Origin of the sequence: Mesorhizobium sp. M0047 (assembly GCF_040323315.1) — a bacterium.
Lineage (GTDB): Bacteria > Pseudomonadota > Alphaproteobacteria > Rhizobiales > Rhizobiaceae > Mesorhizobium.
This window is the reverse complement of the sequence record NZ_JAMYUW010000007.1, coordinates 26604-43150: the sequence shown is the minus strand read 5'-3', so window position 1 is coordinate 43150 and position 16547 is coordinate 26604. Positions and strand designations below refer to the sequence as shown.

Here is a 16547-nt window from a genome sequence, read left to right as displayed (position 1 = left end):
CTGCAAAGTCGCGTGGTGTGCCCGAAAGGTCACAGTATCTTAGTCGGCTTTCTTGTCTCCGGCCCAGCTTTCGGAACCGTCCCGACTGTTGTATCAAGCCCTACCGAGGCGAATACCTGGTGGGGCGAGGAAACATGCAAGGCATCCGACAAAAGATCATGGTATTTATTTTAGCGCAAGCTAATCTACTTGGCGTGGCGGCGGGATGCGGCGCCCTGTGGCTGGCCTTGGCGGCAGCGGGACCGGCCCTTCCCGAAGACGCCAAGCCGGGCCAGCCGAAACCTTCCGATGCCAATCCGTGGGCGGTGAACTGCTCCAGCGGCTCTGCGAACGCCGAGCTTCAATGCCAGGTGTCGCAGAACCTGACCGAAGCCAAGACTGGACAGCGCGTGCTGACCGTGACCGTGCGCCGCGACAGCGGCAACGGTGGCCTCGCCATGCTGCTTGCCTTGCCGCACGGGCTGTTCCTGCCGTCCGGCGCCTCCTTCCAGATCGACCAGGCCCAGAAGACGACCCTCGCGATCCAGACCAGCGACCAGAACGGCGCCTATGCCGCCACGCCGCTGTCGGCGGACCTCGTCAAGGCCATGAAGTCCGGCACAAATCTGAACATCGCCATGGAATCGGTCACTCGCAAGCCGGTCACCATTCCGGTGTCGCTGGCCGGCTTCACGGCCGCCGTCGCCAAGCTGGAATCGATCAAGTAATTGGGCTGTCCGCTGACGGCCGGTTGGCGCGCCGTCTGCCTGTCCGCCAATGCGCCGAAGCCCCTCGCATACGGTCCGACCCGTTAAGATCGCGGCGCACCTGATGGACCGCGCCGGCGTCGAGGCGCTGGTGCTGAGCGCACCCGAGGGCTTCCACTATGCTTCGCGCCTGATGTCGGCCGTTGAGGTCAACTTTACCCCGCACGAGAGCGAACATTGCCCGTGATCACGGACGACTAAAGGTTGTCGCGGTTGCCGGCAGAAACGGGCATTCGAGCTCTGCGTCGACGTCGGCTTGGCACGCAGCCCGAGCCGTGAACACGCGCCATTTTTGCCTACTGAACGACGACAGAGGCCAACTTTTGGGCTTTCAGCAAACCCGAACGTCCCTTGCGCCAGGTACCAGGTGGAATGCCGACGAACTTTTTGAAGGCGCGATTGAACGCTGCCTCCGACTCGTAGCCGACCTCAGCTCCCACCTGCGCGATGCTGACATCGGGCCGTTCGAGCAGGCGTCCCGCCAACTGCAGACGCCAGCGAGCAAGATACTGCATGGGCGAGACCTCGACGTAGTGGCTAAAGCGGCCCGCAAAAGCAGTGCGCGAGAGCCCTACGGCGCGGGCGAGACGGTCCAATGTCCATTCCTCCGTAGGGCGTGCGTGAATGAGTCGGAGCGCCTCGCCGACGTGCGGATCGCGAAGGCCGGACAGCCATCCACGCGAGTCCTCTGGCAGGGTCTCAAGATAGCCGCGGATGACCTCGACAAACATCAATTCGCTCAACTTGGCGAGAACCGTTTCGCCACCGGCGCGCCCGCTGCCACCCTCAGCCAGCGCCTGGCGAAACAGGTCAGTAACCCAGCTGCTGCCGTCGGCAGGTTTGTGGGCGCACAGTATGGCCGGCAACGCGGCGAGCAGCGGATTGAAGGGACGCGCATCGCAGCCAAGGTACCCGCAAATAAACCGGGTCCGCTCGTCTCCACCACCGCCATGAATCACCGCGAACGGCAGGTTCTCGTCTACCGGCCGATAGTACATTGCCATGTTGGCTTTGCCCCGCGTCCCCGGCGAGGAACTCATGACATTCGGGGCACCTCCGGGGAAGACGACGATATCGCCGGCGTTAACCCGTACCGGAGGCATAGAATCGTCTCCCAGCGCGGCCCAGCACGATCCAGACATCACGGCATGAAATGAAATGACGTGCTCGGCCTCCGGCATGATGGCGGCGGCAATCTGGGCGGTACCCGGCGACTCGCCGACCCAGGGAGAACTGGCGTCGATATCGAAATAGATCGCACCCGTCAGGCGAACGGCTCGGAGCACATCGGAAAGGACATCCATGCACTACACCTCCGGAAACGATCGACTACCCCCTGAATGACGAATTTTTCGGCCGGACATCCGAACTATCCAGCAATACGGCCATATGAGCAAGCGCGCATATGCGCGATCCTACTCTGAACGATCGGGCAACAGAATTGGACGATGTGACATTTTCGCGAGCACCGGATGGGCTAGCGTCCATCGACCGGCCGACAGGTTCGGTAGGGAGGAATGCCATGAACGACGAAGACATCACCAAATTCGCAGCAAGCCTGCGGGGCGAAGTCATCCGCACCGGCGACGCGAACTATGACGAGGCCCGCAAGCTCTACAACGGCATGATCGACAAGCGACCGTTGGTCATCGCCCGCTGCTTGACGTCGCCGACGTGATCACAGCGGTGAATTTCGGTCGCGACAACAAGTTGCTGGTTGCGGTACGTGGCGGCGGCCATAACGGACCGGGGTTAGGGAGCTGCGACGACGGTCTGGTGATCGACCTGTCGGCGATGAAAGGCGTGCGCGTCGATCCGGACGTCTGTACGGCGCGGGTAGGCGCGGGCTGCACTCAGGGCGACGTCGACCACGCCACCCATGCCTTTGGGTTGGCTGTCCCGGCGGGCATCATCTCGACCACTGGGATCGCCGGACTGACGCTGAGTGGCGGCCACGGCTATCTGACGCGCAAATACGGTCTGACCATCGACAATCTGATCGAGGCCGATGTCGTGCTTGCCGACGGAAGCTTCGTCACCGCCAGCAAGGAACGGGACCCCAACCTGTTCTGGGCGCTGCGTGGCGGTGGCGGCAATTTCGGCGTCGTCACCAGCTTTGTGTTCCAGCTTCACCGGGTCAACATGGTCTTTGCGGGGCCGATCGCATTTGATCAACAACACGCCCGTACCATCATGCAGCGTTATCGCGAGTTCCTGCCGGACGCGCCCGAGGAACTCGGGATCTTCCTCGGGCTCAAGACGATCCTCTCGAGCGCGCCGTTTCCGGAAGAGTTTTGGGGAAAGCGGATGTGTCTCCTGATGTGTTGCTATAGCGGTCCGGAGGAAAAGGGTAGAGAGGCGCTGGCCCCGCTCATCGATGCGCTCCCTGCGCCTTGGTTCAACTGGATGGGAACGATGCCCTATCCCGCCGTGCAGAGCATGTTCGACGGGCTCTACCCGAAGGGGATGCAGTGGTATTGGCGGGGCGATTTCGTCAAGACACTGTCTGACGCGGCGATTGACGCTCATCTCAAGCAGGCGGCGAAGACGCCGAGCGAGCTATCGCTCATGCATCTCTATCCGATCGATGGCGCCGTCCATCGCATCGGCAAAGACGAGACAGCTTGGAATTGCCGTGATGCGACCTGGTCGATGGTTATCGCAGGGATCGATCCGGACCCACAGAAAGCGGGGCCGGTGACGCGCTGGACCAAGTCCTATTGGGAGGCGGTGCATCCGTTCGACCTGGGTGGCGCCTACCTGAACTTCATGATGGATGACGAGGGCGATGCAAGGCTCAAGGCTGCTTATGGAGACAACTACGAGCGCCTGGCTGCGCTGAAGAAGACATACGACCCGAACAACCTTTTCCGGGTGAACCAAAACATCCGGCCGGCTGCCTGACGGGCGGCCGCTCGTCAGGCGGACCGGCGTCACATCCTGAGTGACCCCCGGTAATATGAGGAGTATCTTATGTATTCGGCGCGTTCCAGATCCTTGGGCAGCAGCCAACTCCAAAGAGCGGGAGCTGTGCTCGTTGCGAACGCGCCGGCAAAATCTGCGCTCGCTAAGGAGGAGGAAATGCGCATCCATTCAAGCCCTGTGGTCCTGGCAGCTATTGCCGCCGCTTGGGCATTCCCCGCACCTGCGGCTGATAAAAGCGATGAGCAGTTGATTGAGAATGCGATTACGGCAGCACCGGACGCTGTCGGCAAAAATGCCGCCGTCGTGAATTGGGAGATGAAGACGTTGAGGAAGGGCACGAACGGCTTCACTTGCATCCCGGACGACCCTGGAACTCCCGCCGACGATCCGATGTGCACAGATGAGAACGGGATGGCGTGGATGCACGCGATCATGTCAAAGAGCGAGCCGCCGAAAGGCAAGGTCGCTTTCGCCTACATGCTGAAGGGCGGCGACGCAGCCAGCAATACCGACCCCTTTGCAACCAAGCCGGCGGAAGGGGCCGAATGGCTACATGACGGTCCCCATGTCATGATCATGAACGCACCGGAAATCATGGCGTTATATCCCCACGAACCAAACCAGACACAGCCATATGTCATGTTCCCCGACACGCCCTACGCGCACCTGATGATTCCAGTGAAGTAGTCCAAGCAAGACCTGCCGCTTAACGCAGTGGCAGGTCACCCTCGTGGACGGGAGGTTTGGGTGTTCAAGCTCGCGGCCATGACGTTAGCAGCCGTGCTTATTGCAGGCGCTGCGCTGGCGCACAAAGAGGCGACGGGTACCATCGCCGAGCGCATGACGGCGATGAAAAACATGGGCCGCGAGCTGAAGGCAAGCGAGAGGTCCCGAGCAGCCGTCGCAGGTTGCGGCGATCGCCGCTCTGTAATTTGTGCTCTGTCATACTTTTGATAGTATGCCCTGTCAGCGAGGGTGACATGTCGCATAAGAGCCGAGTTGATGTTCCGAAGGCGGGGACTGGCTCGCGCCTTCCGATCGGCAGGGGGTTGATGGACGACGGCGTCGAGTCCCGTCACGAGCGGCGCGTATTAACCGCCCTTTGCTACGATCTTGTAGGCTCCACCGAGTTGCTCGGCCTGCTCGGCATCGAAGATTTTGAGGAACTTATCTTGGCGTTTCAAATGGCCGCCAAGAAAGCAATCGTATCGTGCTCCGGAACCGTGAGGGTCGAGGTCGGCGACGGCGGCGTCGCCGTGTTCCCAGTCGATCTGGGTGCGAAGGATGCGGCGTCGCTGACAATCAGCGCCGGACTTGAGATCGTCAGGGCGTGCAAGCTCCTTGCCGCGGAGAAAGGGAGGAGCGACCTGCATGTAAGGGTCGGCGTGGCGACCTCGATGACGCTAATCCTGAAGGGCGACACCGCTGTAGGGCAAGACACGGTAACCGGTCCTGCATTTGCGCTGGCAACCAGGCTGCAGGCAATCGCCCGGCCAGATACCGTCGTCGTGTGCAACGAGACGCGCAATCTGACACGGCGCTCACACGTATTTAGCTTCTGCGGTTCTCACGTCATCAAAGGCTTCGCGCAACCCGAGCAGGTCTGGCAGGCGGTGAGCCACAAACGGGGGGTAGACCGTTTCTTCGCGTTCGGACGCCTCACCAGCCCCTTGATCGACCGCACGGATGAGGCCGAGCTGATCCATGAATGTTGGAATGAAGCTGTTTCGGGACGTGGCCAAGTCATCGTGATCGAGGGCGAAGCCGGCATTGGCAAGTCGCGCATCCTGCACGAGGTGCGCCGGCGAACGCGTTTCCAACGCAACAGGTTGCTCCTCTTCCAATGTATGCCAGGCGACTCGCGTTCGACGCTGTATCCACTGCGGCAGGCGATGCTGGGCAATTTCGACGACGGCGAGCGTGCACTCACCCCTGCGCTTCTAGCCGAGGTGTTCGCCGCACATGACGTTCACGACGCCGAAGTCGTCGACATCTTTTCTTTTCTGCTCGGCGTGGAAGGCGCGAGGTCCGGTTTCCATGAGATGGGCCCGGAAGTGACCCGGGAGAAGGCCGATTGGGCCGCGCGCCATGCGTTACAAGCAACGTGCGCCCGTGGCCCAGTGGTGTTGATCGTTGAAGATATTCATTGGATCGACCTGACGTCGAAGCAACTGCTGGGTGAACTTGCAAAGCTGGTTCCTAGTTCCCCCGTGCTCTTGATCGCAACGACGAGGCCGGGATATGGCGACTGGCTGGACGAAAAAAGCAAGCATGTCCTGCTCGCACCCCTTGAGCATGCCGACACCTTGCGGGCAATCGCAACGATGTGGCCTCAAGGCAAGCGAGCGCCTGCGCCTGAGTTGATAGAGTTGGTCGAGCGCGTCACCGGCGGTGTACCCCTGTTCATCGAGGAGGTTTGCCAATGGATGGCGGAGAATGCCGCTAGCGGTACGGAGCAGCTGCCACAGGGCGTTTCGCTCGGCCGCGCGGCGGTGTTGGAAACAGTGATAGATGCCCGGCTGGAGCCTCTCGGCCGCGCCCGCGAGGTGGCGCGAGCGGCCGCCGTCGCCGGCAACAGATTCAGCCTGGACTTGCTGTCGGCGCTCTTGCCGGAATTTGACCGGGGCACGATCTCTACGGCGCTCGATGCCCTGGCCGAGGCAGGCTTCGTACGTGCCAGGCACGCAGCGGCGACAGTGTACGTGTTTCGGCATACGCTCATCCAAGAGACGATCTACAATGGAACACTGCGGAAACGGCGGCAGACTCTGCATCAGCGTCTTTACGCGGTGGCTAGCGGCAACCGCAGCCTCGTTGGCTGGCTAACAACGGCAGCTCTTGCCGATCATGCTGAGCGAGGCGGCCTGCTTGACGAAGCGATCGGCGAGTTCGTCAATGCCGGCATGGAAAGCTCGTCCCGCTCGGCCATGGCTGAGGCAAGGCAGCTGCTCGAGCATGCCATCGCGCTTTGCGGGCAGGTTTCCGATCATGACAAACGGGATGCGCTGCGGCTCTCGGCGATGGTGGTGCTCGGGCCGATACTGACCGCCGTCGAAGGGCCAAATTCCGAACACGCCCGCAGGCTCTATGACGACGGCGTAATGATCACCCGGCGTCGGCCGATAGCGGAGCGCGCCAAGTGGTTCCCGATCTATTGGGGTTGGTGGTTCACGGGTTCGGTCGTTGATGGCGAGCGGGCGCAGGCCGTCGTCAATGATTTGAAGGAGGTTAACGACCCCGAGATTCAGCTTCAGGCTAGGCACTGCTTGTGGGCAGTCGATTTCAATCGCGGAGACCATGGTGGATGCATAGCTGCGATTGATGCTGGATTGCCGCTCTATGACGTGAGCCAGGGGCACGAGAATGCCACGCGTTTTGGGGGGCACGACGCGCGCGTGTGTGGCTTGGCGCATCGTGCACTGTCGCTGTGGTTCTCGGGACGTGCAACGAGCGCTCTCCGCTCCATGTCGGAGGCCCGCCGTTGGGCGCAGCAGACTGGCCATGTCAGCAGCATTGCGCATGCCTGTATCAACGACGCGATGCTGAGTTGCTATCGCCGCGACTTCGCTTCTTTGCGTGACGTGATTGAGGATCTGCGACAGCTGACCGCGCTTCATCACCTGCCTTCGATAGCCGTCTCGGCACAGATCTTCGAGGGCTGGTGCGATGGCAATGCTGGCCAACTTCAGCGGGGCAAGGACAAGATGCGTGAGGGCCTCGGCCTCCATGGACAAGTGCAGACACCCGAGGACGAGCCCGTCTATTGCGGCATGCTGGCAGAACTTCTCGCACGCTCGGGTGAGATCGGTCATGCGCTTGCGCTGCTTCATTCGGCGGTGGCGCAGGCCGAGGCGGGTGGCAGCCGATATTGGCTGGCGGAACTACACCGGCGAATTGCACAACTGCTCGTCCTTGACAGGGCGGCGGCCAGCCGGGTGGCGGCCGCCCTTGAGAAGAGCCTCAATACTGCAGCCGAGCAGAATGCCGTGCCCATTCTCATCGCGGCCTACGAGACGCTCAGCGCGTCAAATCTCTCGCCCGTACTGCTTCGGAGCTACAACGACCGTGTCGAAGCGGCAAGGAAGTCGGTTGAGCCCGGCGAACCGCTGGTCATGAACCCTGAGCCGGAACTGCGGGCCAGCCGATAGTGGAACAATATGAGCGCGTTGGTCCTCCGGCAGACGAAGCGCTGACCTATCTGATGTCGATGCGACAAACGTTGGGCATCACCCGTATTGCGGACATTACCGGCCTGGACCGTGTCGGCATCCCGGTCGTGCAGGCAACGAGGCCGTTCTCGTTTTCAAATGCGGTCGCGCAGGGAAAGGGTGCCAGCCTGGCTCGCGCTGCCATATCGGCCATTTTGGAATCCGCTGAGAGCTTTTTCGCCGAGCGCATCGAACATCTTGATGCAGCTTACGCTTCGGCCAAGTTACTCGGAATACCCTACGGGCGATTTGAGACGTGGCTGCGAGAGCCCGCACCTGCTGATTGGCGCGGCCGAGAAAACGCTTGGGTAGAGGCGGAGAACCTGCTGGGCGGCGGCCGCGACTTCGTTCCGCTGGAATTGGTGCACACGGCCTATCTCGTACCGCCCAGCCCCCGTGACGGAATTTTCACGCCAACGACAACCGGACTGGCGGCCGCGCTTGATGAAGCAGACGCCATCACACACGGAATATTGGAATGCGTCGAACGCGATGCCATCGCCCGCGCTCTCAAGACACATGGTTTTCTGCAACACCAGCGAATCGATCCAGCGACCATCGATGACGCAAGGGTCTTGGCCCTATTGGATGAACTTGCACGAAAGGACATGATCGTCGGCCTTTGGCTTGCGCCGTCGCCTGTTGGCCTGCCTGTGATTTGGTGCCATCTGATGGAAAGCAATCCTCGCGAGACGGCATTGCTCCATCTGCCAGCCGACGGCTCGGCCGCTGCATTCGATCCGGCGGCAGCCGCCGTCCAAGCGATCCACGAGGCGGCGCAGGCGCGGCTTGCGGCAATCTCGGGTGCACGCGATGACATGACACGGACGTCTTATCCGAAATATCCCGACTGGCAGCTTATCGAGGCGCACCGCCAGCTGATCACCGGCGGCCGCAAGGATGTGAGCTTCACCCGTCAGCCTGCCTATCGAGTGGCGGGCGGGCAGACCTTGCTTGGTAGCCTTCTCGCGAGACTGGAGGAAAGCGGAATCAACGCCGTGTATCTGATCCGCCTCAACACCAGCCCTTGGAACCGACTGTCGGCCGTCAGGATAGTTATCCCCCAATTGTACCCTTTGGTGGAGTGAGCGGATGCGACCTCGGCTCGTTTTCACCGGCCCCACGCTATCGCACCCAGAGGCACAGCAAGTGGCCGACGTGATCTGCCTGGCGCCCGCGGTGCAAGGCTCGATCATAGCTGCTGTGCAGCGTTATGACCCGGCTGCAATTGTCATCATAGACGGCGCCTTCCAGGCTGAGCCGGCAGTGAGGCACAAGGAGATACTGTGGGCGATCAGCCAGGCCATCCCGGTGATTGGTGCTGGAAGCATGGGAGCCTTGCGAGCCGCCGAGCTTTACCCATACATGTACGGCGTTGGCCTTATCTATCGATGGTACCGCCGCTTTGCTTTCCTGCCTGATGACGCAGTGGCAGTGCTGTACGGTCCGAAGGCGGTGAATTTTTCGCCCCTGACGCACGCTTTGGTTGATTTGCGAATGACCGTTCGCGCTGCTTGGAGGCGGAACCTGATCTCCACCGATTTGTCAGGAAGGCTTGAGAATGCGGCGCGGAACCTCAATTTTAGGGAACGTACGCTGTCGCGAATGGTCCGCGAGGCATTACGGGAAGCCAGTGACCATGATATCGAAGCCTGCCGGCAAATTCTCGCAGGAGCTTTCGTTCAGCAAAAGAAACGCGATGCACTGTCAGCTCTGCAACTTGTGCGAGAAAATGCATTGGTGGCGGCGGAATTGAGGAATTTCAGAATGACGGTCGCGTTTGCCCAAGATCTGGAGGACGCCGGCTTAGCAATCTGACGACAGAGTTGCCGGTGATACCTGGTGCAATTTACGAAGTGCAGGCTTCGTGCTAGTGTCCGACCATGAGAGGGGCCGCGCAGGTGAACGCGCTCGATGTGGCCGGTCGGGCGGGGATGTCGGCTGGAACACGCTTCCTGCTATACCCACAAGCGCCTCACGTTTCTGGGTACGAGCAACCCGAGGCGGTCTGGATTTCAACATCGCCTGGTTTGATCCATCCGGGCCCGGAGGATCATCGCATATACGTGCGTGATCCCTTGCTGGACAAGCAGCCGTACGGGTATCCCTACCTGCCGCCCTTCGTTGGCGCGTATTTCACACCCGCCGAGCCCGGCGTTGATGGTCATTTCGACCACCTCGCTCTTCAGTCGCGCCAGTTCCTGGCAGCGCATGCGTTCGCGGCTGCGAGCCGGGTGCTGGACATCTGGGAAAGCTATCTGAGCAAACCGATTGTCTGGTACTTCGCCGAAACATACGAGCGGCTTGAGATCATTCCCTGGGTTGACTGGGAGAATGCGCAATCGGGGTATGGCTATCTGGAGCTTGGCCGCGAGCGTGGAGCCGACGGGCGCGGCCATCCGTACGCCCTCAACTTCGATGTGATCGCGCATGAAATGGGTCACTCCATACTCTTTTCTCTCTTCGGAGTGCCCGCGCAAGGCCTGCAGGACGGCGACTTCGGGCCGTTCCACGAAGCCAACGCCGATCTTATTTCGCTGCTTTCGTTCCTGCATTTCGACAGCGGGATGGATCGATTGTTACGGCACAGCCAGGCAAACCTGCTTGTCCTCAACGAGCTCAACCGCATCGCCGAACTGACGGGCGACCGACAGATCCGCCTCGCCAGTAACTCGCGCAAGATGACGGAAGTCACCGAAGAGATTCATGACCGGTCCCGCCCATTCACGGGAGCGGTGTTCGATACCCTGGTCGATCTCTACCATGCCGGCCTGGTGCGGCAGGGCCTGGCCGACGAGCGCCTGCTTCGCTTCGACATCAGGCAGGTTAGTGAAGCCGACATGCGGCGCATCTCTAACTTCACGGGCGATGCATTCCGGGCCAGTCCGTTCCTTTTCAAGACCGAGCTAATCAAGGCGCGCGACGATGTCGCGCTTTCGCTCGCGCGCGCGTGGACGCGCCTCGATGCCGACCATCTCACATTCGCAATCGCAGCCTCCACCATCATCGAAGTGTCCGACCGCATCCGCCCGGCGATAGCGGCAAGCTTCGAAGAGAACTTCAGATGGCGGGAAATTTTATGAATTGGTGATTGCAACGGAGGGTAACGACATGAGCGACGATTTTCACCGACCGACACTGACCTTTCCCGATGGCGCATATAACGCCAGCCAAGTAAGGCTCTACGGCATCCCCGGGAGTGGCGGTCTCGTTTTCCCAGGGAGCTCAAAGGCCGTCGGCACAAAAAACACAAGTATTTCGTCAAACATGTCGACGGGTGATCCCAAAAAAGATGAAAAAGCAAACGCAGAAGTTAAGAAAATTGTAGAAGAATTAAGAGGTAAATGAAGAAATATATTATCTGATGAAGAAATATTCAAGAAGCTTATTACATTACCGCCGTTTCCATTGCCTACAGGAATGTCGTACCAAATTGTACTCGACACGCGAAAGTTTGGAAAAATTGCTTTATCAACATTAGTAACACTCGAAGAGGCAGCAAGGGAAGGGAAATTTCTTTCCTGTGGCATTATTGTTGGTTATTCCTATGAAGGACAGTGCTATGATTTACCAAAACCGAAAATCATGCTGATCTCAGCCTTTCCTCAAGAAATTCCACTCGACGATTGCGGCTATGACAAGAAAAAGCCGAGTGTGGGGGACAGATACATGCTTTGGATAGTCGACAAGCTTGATGAGTGCATTGAATTCGAAACGAACCAGGGGTTCGTCGAGCAGATCGTTCTCGAAGCCAATATGCCGGGTAAGCGCTCGCCCACGATGTATGCTTCCCGGATGATGACGGGCCACCGCGGGGGGAGACTTGGCGACTGATAGACGCGAGTGCGCGCACGTCCGATGGCGAGTTGTTGTCGGCTAGCCCCCCGGCTCGGCTTCCAGAGTTGTTGTCCAAATCCACCGGCCTGTGGCGATTATACACTGCTATAACTCAGCTTCCCGGACTACTGGCCACTTTGACCGTTGTTGGCGAATTGGCGGTTTTCGCCACGGTGGTGATGCGGCAGTCGGCGGCAAAATCGCACAAGCTTTCGCTTGGCGCGATGATCTCTGGAAGATCACGCTGAGGCGTCGCGTGATCGTCAGTTCTCAAGTTATGAAACTGGCAGCGACCTCTTCGAGCGTCCGTTCCATCCATAGATGGCCGGGATCACTGTCGTTCCGCCTGTGCCAGTAGAGCCGTTCCTCGATGATCGGCATCTCGAAGGGCACTGGAAGCGCCCTCACATTGTAGCGGTCGCTCTGCATCGCAACCAGCAGCGACGGCAGGATCGTCGCCATATCAGTCCTGCCGACCGTATTCAAAGTGAGATGGAAGTTCGGCAGCCACCCGCATGTGTGCGGTTGCTTAGGCTGCTGGCGCCAAAGCTGCTCAGCGACGCCAGCGATCACCCCGCCAAACCGAGTCTCGATATATCCCATCACACATAGCTCGTCGAAAGTGATGGTCTCGGCGGTGTGCGCATTATCTTTGGAGATCGCCACAACGAACTTGTCGGTGAATAGTTTCTCCGACCGTATGAACTCGTCATAGGCCTGCATCTTGTCGAGCAGTCTGGCTGAGATTGTGATCGCGAAGTCGATCTGGCCGTCCACAATGCGGTCTGCGGTATCCGCCGACAGCTCCTCGAACTGCACGCTGATCAGCGGAGCGATCTCCCGCAGCCGAGATATCAAATGCGTGGCCAGAAGCTCGCAGCAGTAGGTTGTCGCAGAAATCCGAAAAACACGTCGCGCGGCCGACGCATCGAAGCTGGTCGACTGATCGTTAAGCTCGCTGACCTGAGAGAGAATAGTCTTGACAGGGTCGGCGAGCGCGCGGCCCCTGGCGGTCAACTCGAGATTGCGGCCGATTTGCTCTAGCAGCGGATCGGCGAAATGGTGGCGCAACTTCCGCAGCGCCGCCCTCATCCCGGGCTGAGAGATGTGAATGCGCTCCACGGCGCGGGTGACATTCCTTTCGGTGAGGAGCGCATCGAGCGCAACCAGAAGATTGAGATCGAGCCCTCGAAGATGCATCCGCTCCTCCAATATGTGCCGATAAGAGCGAGGGTTTCTGGCTTTTTAGGTCCGTTCGAGCACCAATGCAAATAAACCACCTGGTTAGCGCGGAGCCTTCTCTGCCGATGTCGTGGGGGGTTCGCAGATTACAGATTAACTCGGCGCCCTCGCGGCAAGGGACTGATGATCAAGGGATTCCTGCGAGGAATATCCGAGCTGGATTGCTGGTATTTGAACAAACGATTTCCGTGCCGACGATCCGTCTTCTAGCTGGTAGGCAATGAATAGGAGACTCGACATGGTTACGCAGACGGTCGAACACCGACCCGCCCCGTCCGCCTCGGGCTGGCTCAAGCGCTATTATTTCACCCGGTTCGCCTTCTCGGCGGCGTGGGTCGTGATTGCCTTCTCGGTCGCCAAGAGCGTGCCACCGCTCGCCGCGATCATGCTCGTCGGCTATCCGGCCTGGGACGCGCTCGCCAACTTCATCGATGCCCAGCGCAGCGGCGGCCTCGGCCGCAACAAATCGCAGCTGCTCAACTTCATCTTCAGCATTCTCACCGCGATCGCCGTCGCTGTCGCACTTCGCAGCAGCATGCACAGCGTGCTGGTCGTCTTCGGCATCTGGGCCGGCTTCTCCGGCATCTTTCAACTCGCCACCGCCGTTGGCCGCTGGAAATCCTTCGGCGCCCAGTGGGCGATGATCCTGAGCGGCGCCCAGTCCGCCCTTGCAGGCGTCTTCATGATCTTGATGGCCCGCGGACCAGATCCGGTCGGCATCGCCAACATCGCCCCCTATGCGGCGTTCGGCGCCTTCTATTTCGCCGTCTCGGCCATCTGGCTCGCCATCAGCGATGCCCGAAAAGGCGGGATTCGCACCGCGAGCTAAGACGCGGCGCCAGCCACGCCAGTCCGGCCAGGCGCGGCTCTAACCATTCGGCTTTGGCTTTTTATGCCCTTTCGCCCCTCGCAGCCGTTCGCGTATGGGGTCGCTGCAATCGCACGCGTCGATTACCACTTCCGCCCGTTCAGTCAGACGCTATGCTGCTGACCATGATACCAAAGCCGCGAGGTCCGTCATGATGAAGCAAGGTGAGCACCATGAGCGGATGACCATTCGCGGCCAGCTCCAACCCGCGTCCTTCGTGCCCTGGATCATGCGCCATGCGACCAAACTCGGTCTCGCGCACCATGTCACTCATGCAAGTACCGATCGCATCGAGCTCGATATTGCCGGTGCGGCGGAACTGATCGACATGATGGAGATGGGATGTTCGCTCGGGCCCATCGAGGTCTGGGTCGAGACGATCGACCGCGCGCCTGTCGAGCAAAAAACACATGGCTTTGCGCGTGGTTACCGTCCGTTTGCACTTAATTTAATCAATGTTGCAGTTGCGAAATAATTATGCATACGTCAGACTACCGAGCGGTTCGCCAACTCCTTGCGCTGGCATCTCTGGCCGGCAAACAGTGGTATCAGTACGGAAAGTAAGGTCATGCTGTCCGACAAGACGGACACCTGGGTGCCGGTCGCCCTTTCCCAGGATCTGCCGACAGGACAGGTAATGCCGGCGCGGACGCCCGCCGGTCCCATTGCCCTCTGGCGAAGCCAATCGGGGCGCTTGGCGGCATCGGCGGATCGCTGTCCGCATCGCGGCATGCGCCTCTCCCATGGCTTCGTGCGCGGCGAGGCGCTCTCCTGCATCTATCACGGCTGGACCTATTCGCAGGCCGGTCGGTGTCTGCGCATTCCCGCCCATCCCAGCCTCACGCCGCCGGAGACGATTCGCGTTGCGACCCGGTCGGTCGAAGAGGCAGGCGGCATCGTCTGGGTTGCTGATGGAGAGCCCGACGGCAAGCCACCGCTTTTCGAGAGTTACGTCCCGCTCCGTTCATTGACGGTCCGTGCCGGAGGTTCGGCGCTCTCTGCGGCTGCCGGAACGAAGGTCGCCGTTGAAGGATTCGTCTGGCAGGCGCCCGGCGCGCCGGCAATCCGCCTGCTGCCCGTCCCGCAGGAGACCGGCGAGACGCTGGTCCATGTCCTTGTTCCAGCCGATTGCGGTGCGTCCGAGCGCATTGCCGCCTCCCGAGCCGCCGAGAGCCTTCGGCGCATGGCCGAACGGATCGAGGCGAAAGAGGCCGTGTCATGAACGACGATGCGATGCGCGACGAATGGTATCCGGTCGGGCTTTTCAGCCAGCTCGACCGCGGTGGGCGCGAGACCACCCTGATGGGCGCGCCGATCAAGGTTGCGCTCGACGCCAATGGCGCGGCGAAAGTGACAGGCGAAAACGGGCGCGTGCTGCCGGTCTCGGTGCGCTATGGCCATGTCTGGTCGTCGCTCGGCGAACCCAGGAAACCGGTGTTTCCGATTCCCGAGGCGGACCAGCCCGGGCGCCGCTTCGTCGATGTCGGTGTGGTGCGGGTGCGCTGCTCGCCGCTCCGCGCCGTCGAGAACTTTCTCGACATCGCACACTTCCCCTTCGTCCATACCGATATCCTCGGCTCGGAGCCGCATACCGAGGTCGAAGACTACAAGGTCGAGATCCGCGAGGAAGAGGACGAGGTCTGGGCAACCCAGGTGAAGTTCTACCAGCCGCAGGCGGCGAAATCGGCGAGCGGGGGTATCACGACGGAATATATGTACCGCGTGCCGGCACCGACCTGCTCGGTCCTTTACAAGACCTGCCCGCCGCGCCCGGGCGAATGGGATGTCATCGCGCTGTTCGTCCAGCCGCTTGCGGAGGACCTCTGCGACGTCTGGCCGTGGATGGCGCTCTTCGACGACGAGACCCCACTGACCGACCTCATCCATTTCCAGCAGACGATTTTCCTGCAGGACCGCTCGATCCTCGAAAACCAGATCCCGCGGCTTCTGCCGCTCGATCCCGGCATGGAAATCCCGACGCGCGCCGACCTGACTTCGGTCGCCTATCGCCGCTGGCTGAAACGCCACAATTTTACCTACGGCGCGCAGCTGGTGGCACAATGAGGCTTTACGACTACGTCCTCTCCCCAAGTTGCTACAAGGTGCGCCTGATGGCGGCGCTGTCAGGCGTGAAGCTCGAAATCCGTCCGGTCGACTTCCATCCCGGCGCCGAGCATCGCGGCCCCGAGCTTATGGCGCTTAATCCGGGAGGCTCCATCCCGATCCTTGAAGACGGCGACCTGATCCTGACCGAATCTTCCGCCATGCTTGGCTATCTCGCCGCGAAGGCAGCACCGGCCTGGCTCGGCAGCGGCGCCCCCGAGGAGACGGCGCGCATCCAGCAATGGCTTTCCTTCTCGCACAGGCTGACCGCCAGCCTCGGCGGCGCGCGCCTGCACGAGATGCTGCTGCGCCCCGGTGACATCGGTGCGCTCCAGGCCAATGGCATAGCGGCACTGCGTGAACTGGAAGCCGGCCTCTTCGAACAAAAAATGCGTGGCAATCGGTTTCTCGCGTCCGACCGCCCGACAATTGCCGACATTGCCTGCTTTCCCTATGTCGCGCTGGCGCCCGACGGAGGCGTTTCCCTCGACCCGTATCCCACGATCCGGCTCTGGTCGCGAGCGCTCCGCAGCCTCGACAACTTCATCGAGATGCCCGGTATCCACCGGCTGCACGAGTTGAAGCCCGAACCGCGACCATGCCCGGACGAGGCGTGAG

General features: G+C 60.7%; 19 protein-coding genes. 17 read left to right on the top strand and 2 right to left on the bottom strand.

Annotated features, from left to right (window positions below):
• Nucleotides 1–158: 158 nt before the first annotated feature.
• Together NKJ89_RS08655 and NKJ89_RS08650 are read left to right on the top strand one after the other, a co-directional pair.
• Complete coding sequence (locus NKJ89_RS08655) at nt 159–707, top strand: invasion associated locus B family protein (protein WP_352601600.1); 549 nt, start codon at nt 159–161, stop codon at nt 705–707.
• A 103-nt stretch (nt 708–810) separates the two neighbouring features.
• Nucleotides 811–933: a hypothetical protein gene (locus NKJ89_RS08650; RefSeq protein WP_352601598.1), complete on the top strand. Its 123-nt coding sequence runs from the start codon at nt 811–813 to the stop codon at nt 931–933.
• Nucleotides 934–1042: 109 nt separating this feature from the next.
• On the opposite strand, the gene NKJ89_RS08645 is transcribed toward NKJ89_RS08650, so the two are convergent.
• A complete protein-coding gene (locus NKJ89_RS08645; protein WP_023761879.1) occupies nt 1043–2050 on the bottom strand; it encodes an AraC family transcriptional regulator in 1008 nt (335 codons plus the stop codon).
• Nucleotides 2051–2268: 218 nt separating this feature from the next.
• On the opposite strand from NKJ89_RS08645, the gene NKJ89_RS08640 reads away from it, so the two are divergent.
• From NKJ89_RS08640 to NKJ89_RS08595, 10 genes are all read left to right on the top strand, one after another.
• Entirely contained in the window at nt 2269–2424 is a 156-nt protein-coding gene (locus NKJ89_RS08640) for a hypothetical protein (protein WP_352601596.1), read from the top strand.
• The gene (locus tag NKJ89_RS08635; RefSeq protein ID WP_352601594.1) at nt 2421–3650 is read left to right on the top strand and encodes an FAD-binding oxidoreductase; all 1230 of its coding nucleotides are present in this window, start codon (nt 2421–2423) and stop codon (nt 3648–3650) included. Before NKJ89_RS08640 ends, NKJ89_RS08635 begins: the two co-directional genes overlap by 4 nt.
• A 177-nt stretch (nt 3651–3827) precedes the next feature.
• Nucleotides 3828–4358, top strand: a complete 531-nt coding sequence (locus NKJ89_RS08630) for a hypothetical protein (protein ID WP_352601592.1) — start codon at nt 3828–3830, stop codon at nt 4356–4358.
• A gap of 60 nt (nt 4359–4418) precedes the next feature.
• Nucleotides 4419–4625, top strand: a complete 207-nt coding sequence (locus NKJ89_RS08625) for a hypothetical protein (protein ID WP_352601590.1) — start codon at nt 4419–4421, stop codon at nt 4623–4625.
• A gap of 98 nt (nt 4626–4723) precedes the next feature.
• Nucleotides 4724–7819 (top strand): ATP-binding protein, encoded by a 3096-nt coding sequence (locus NKJ89_RS08620; protein ID WP_352601588.1) that lies wholly within the window; start codon nt 4724–4726, stop codon nt 7817–7819.
• Entirely contained in the window at nt 7819–8967 is a 1149-nt protein-coding gene (locus tag NKJ89_RS08615) for a YcaO-like family protein (protein ID WP_023761884.1), read from the top strand. Before NKJ89_RS08620 ends, NKJ89_RS08615 begins: the two co-directional genes overlap by 1 nt.
• A 61-nt stretch (nt 8968–9028) precedes the next feature.
• Nucleotides 9029–9697 carry a TfuA-like protein gene (locus tag NKJ89_RS08610; protein ID WP_352601586.1) on the top strand — a complete coding sequence of 223 codons (669 nt, stop codon included), beginning with the start codon at nt 9029–9031 and terminating at the stop codon, nt 9695–9697.
• Nucleotides 9698–9780: 83 nt separating this feature from the next.
• Complete coding sequence (locus tag NKJ89_RS08605) at nt 9781–10962, top strand: gluzincin family metallopeptidase (protein ID WP_352601584.1); 1182 nt, start codon at nt 9781–9783, stop codon at nt 10960–10962.
• Nucleotides 10963–10990: 28 nt separating this feature from the next.
• Nucleotides 10991–11227, top strand: a complete 237-nt coding sequence (locus NKJ89_RS08600) for a hypothetical protein (RefSeq protein ID WP_352601582.1) — start codon at nt 10991–10993, stop codon at nt 11225–11227.
• A 72-nt stretch (nt 11228–11299) separates the two neighbouring features.
• On the top strand, nt 11300–11713 hold the full coding sequence (locus NKJ89_RS08595; protein WP_352601580.1) for a hypothetical protein: 414 nt from the start codon (nt 11300–11302) through the stop codon (nt 11711–11713).
• A gap of 273 nt (nt 11714–11986) precedes the next feature.
• Here the strand turns inward: NKJ89_RS08595 and NKJ89_RS08590 are convergent, their stop codons facing one another.
• Nucleotides 11987–12916, bottom strand: a complete 930-nt coding sequence (locus NKJ89_RS08590) for a LysR family transcriptional regulator (RefSeq protein ID WP_352601578.1) — start codon at nt 12914–12916, stop codon at nt 11987–11989.
• Nucleotides 12917–13196: 280 nt separating this feature from the next.
• On the opposite strand from NKJ89_RS08590, the gene NKJ89_RS08585 reads away from it, so the two are divergent.
• The 5 genes from NKJ89_RS08585 to NKJ89_RS08565 all read left to right on the top strand — a co-directional run bounded on the left by NKJ89_RS08585 (nt 13197) and on the right by NKJ89_RS08565 (nt 16546).
• Nucleotides 13197–13787, top strand: a complete 591-nt coding sequence (locus NKJ89_RS08585; protein ID WP_352601575.1) for a DUF308 domain-containing protein — start codon at nt 13197–13199, stop codon at nt 13785–13787.
• 190 nt (nt 13788–13977) lie between these two features.
• Nucleotides 13978–14301 carry an acylphosphatase gene (locus NKJ89_RS08580; protein WP_352601573.1) on the top strand — a complete coding sequence of 108 codons (324 nt, stop codon included), beginning with the start codon at nt 13978–13980 and terminating at the stop codon, nt 14299–14301.
• A 93-nt stretch (nt 14302–14394) separates the two neighbouring features.
• The gene (locus NKJ89_RS08575; protein ID WP_352601571.1) at nt 14395–15048 is read left to right on the top strand and encodes a Rieske 2Fe-2S domain-containing protein; all 654 of its coding nucleotides are present in this window, start codon (nt 14395–14397) and stop codon (nt 15046–15048) included.
• Nucleotides 15045–15890 (top strand): aromatic ring-hydroxylating dioxygenase subunit alpha, encoded by an 846-nt coding sequence (locus tag NKJ89_RS08570; protein ID WP_352601569.1) that lies wholly within the window; start codon nt 15045–15047, stop codon nt 15888–15890. The genes NKJ89_RS08575 and NKJ89_RS08570 overlap by 4 nt, the downstream gene beginning before the upstream one ends.
• On the top strand, nt 15887–16546 hold the full coding sequence (locus NKJ89_RS08565; protein ID WP_352601567.1) for a glutathione S-transferase family protein: 660 nt from the start codon (nt 15887–15889) through the stop codon (nt 16544–16546). Before NKJ89_RS08570 ends, NKJ89_RS08565 begins: the two co-directional genes overlap by 4 nt.
• Nucleotide 16547: the final 1 nt, after the last annotated feature.